We start from the raw sequence: 2059 nt of genomic DNA on the forward strand, positions 1-2059 counted from the left end.
CTGGCACACCGGCTGGCGGCCTGACACCCGCACACGGGGCCGCGACGACTGGATCGGCAAACAGAACAGGGGAGAGCGCATGAGCGAACCGTTCCGGCCGGCCGCGGAGGGCGTGCGAACGCGCCTGTTTCAGATCATCTTCGAATCGGATACGCCGTTGGGCAAGGGCTTCGATATCGCCCTGATCGTGATGATCCTGGCCAGCGTGCTGGTGGTGATGCTGGACAGCGTCGAGCGCTTCGGGGCGGTATATGGCGGGCTCTTCTATTGGCTGGAGTGGGGCTTCACCCTCATCTTCACCATCGAGTTGCTGGTGCGCATCTACATCCTCGACAAGCCGCTGCGCTATCTGCGCAGCTTCTACGGCATCATCGATGTGGTGGCCATCCTGCCGACCTGGCTGATGCTGCTGATTCCCGGTACCCAGACCCTGGTGATCGTGCGCCTGCTGCGCGTGCTGCGCATCTTCCGCGTGCTGCGCCTGATGCAGTTCGTCGGCGAGGGGCGCCTGCTGGTGGAGGCGCTGAAGAACAGCGTGCACCAGATCTTCCTGTTCCTGTTCACGGTGTTTCTGCTGGTCACCCTGTTCGCCGCGCTAGTCTACATGATCGAACCCGACGAGGCCGGCTTCACCAGCATTCCCATGTCGATCTACTGGGCCATCGTCACCCTGACCACGGTGGGCTATGGCGACATCGTGCCGGTAACGCCGCTCGGTCAGGCGATCTCCACCCTGGTGATGCTGATCGGCTACTCGATCATCGCCGTACCCACGGGGGTGTTCTCCGCCGAGGTGATCCGCTCGATCCGCGCCGACCGCTACTCCGACCAGGCCTGCCCCGGCTGCGGCCACGACCGCCACGAGAAACGCGCACGCTACTGCCTCAAGTGCGGCACCTGGCTGGACGAGGAGACGGCCGATCCCAACCGGGCATCTGAGAAATGATGGTTCGAACCGCCGAGGCTCAACCTTCAAACGGCGCCAGGTCGCCGCGGCCTTCGCGCAGGATGGTGGGCGGCAGCTCGCGCAGGTCGATCACGCTGGTGGGCTCGAGATGACAGGCGCCGCCGTCGATGATCAGGTCGAGCTGGTTCATGTAGCGATCGCGGATCTCCTCCGGGTCGGTCATCGGCAGCTCCTCGCCCACCGGGATCAGCGTCACGCTCATCAGCGGCTCGCCCAGGGCTTCCAGCAGCGCATGGGTGATACGGTGATCGGGTACGCGCACGCCGATGGAGCGCCGCTTGGGGTGGAGCAACAAACGCGGCACCTCGGAGGTGGCATTGAGGATGAAGGTGTAGGCCCCCGGGGTGTTGGCCTTGAGCAGGCGGAACACGCTGTTGTCGACCTTGGCGTAGGTGCCGATGTCGGAGAGGTCGGAGCACACCAGGGTGAAGTTGTGCTTGTCGTCCAGCGAGCGCAGCCGCTTGATCCTCTCGACCGCTTTCTTGTCGCCCAGGTGACAGCCCAGGGCGTAACCGGAGTCGGTGGGATAGGCGACCACCCCGCCCTGGCGAACGATTTCTACCGCCTGATCGATCAGGCGCTTCTGCGGGTTCTCGGGGTGAATCTGGAAGAACTGGCTCATGGTAGATTCCCTGCTGTGGTCGGTTCTTGCTGCCCACTATAGCGCGCTGGCGGTCGGCTCGTCGCAGTTCGCAATGAAGCCGACCAGCCGCGGATGCGTCCATACCGGCGGCACGGCGGTGCGCGGCACCGGGCTCATGCTGCCCGGCGCCAGGTGCCCGCCGGGGAAATGGAAATCGCTGCCCAGCGAGGCGTAGAGCTCCCGCTCGGCCAACTGGCGTGCCAGATCGCGGGTAACGTCGGCATTCTGGAAGCCGCTGATCAGCTCCGCCGCCTGCCCGCCCGCCGCGGCAAAGTCGTCGAGCAGCTGGCCGCGCTTGCGCCGGGTCAGCCCGTAGCGCAACGGATGCGCCAGCACCGCCACGCCACCCGCGGCCACCACCCAGCCCACCACCTCATCCAGCGCCGGCCAGTGTGCCTTGACGTCACCCGCCTTGCCGCTGCCCAGGTGCTTGCGAAAGGCCGTGGCCA

At 65.7% G+C, this 2059-nt stretch carries 2 protein-coding genes and 1 pseudogene; 1 reads left to right on the forward strand and 2 read right to left on the reverse strand.

Annotated elements, in window-relative coordinates; translation table 11 throughout:
• The first annotated feature begins 79 nt into the window (after nt 1–79).
• Entirely contained in the window at nt 80–946 is an 867-nt protein-coding gene (locus B8115_RS22085) for an ion transporter (RefSeq protein WP_026038314.1), read from the forward strand.
• 19 nt (nt 947–965) lie between these two features.
• Here the strand turns inward: B8115_RS22085 and B8115_RS22090 are convergent, their stop codons facing one another.
• Nucleotides 966–1589, reverse strand: coding sequence for an L-threonylcarbamoyladenylate synthase (locus B8115_RS22090; protein ID WP_010630046.1), 624 nt, complete (start codon nt 1587–1589; stop codon nt 966–968).
• 36 nt (nt 1590–1625) lie between these two features.
• Nucleotides 1626–2059: pseudogene (locus tag B8115_RS22095) on the reverse strand (PHP domain-containing protein); the annotation flags it as partial.

The sequence above is a fragment of the Halomonas sp. KM-1 genome (assembly GCF_000246875.1).
Classification (GTDB): Bacteria; Pseudomonadota; Gammaproteobacteria; order Pseudomonadales; family Halomonadaceae; genus Halomonas; species Halomonas aerodenitrificans.

What these genes read in the sequence shown, in the direction of transcription:
- B8115_RS22085 (WP_026038314.1), top strand. Translation starts at nt 80, where the DNA reads ATGAGCGAACCGTTCCGGCCGGCCGCGGAGGGCGTGCGAACGCGCCTG.
- B8115_RS22090 (WP_010630046.1), bottom strand. Translation starts at nt 1,589, where the DNA reads ATGAGCCAGTTCTTCCAGATTCACCCCGAGAACCCGCAGAAGCGCCTG.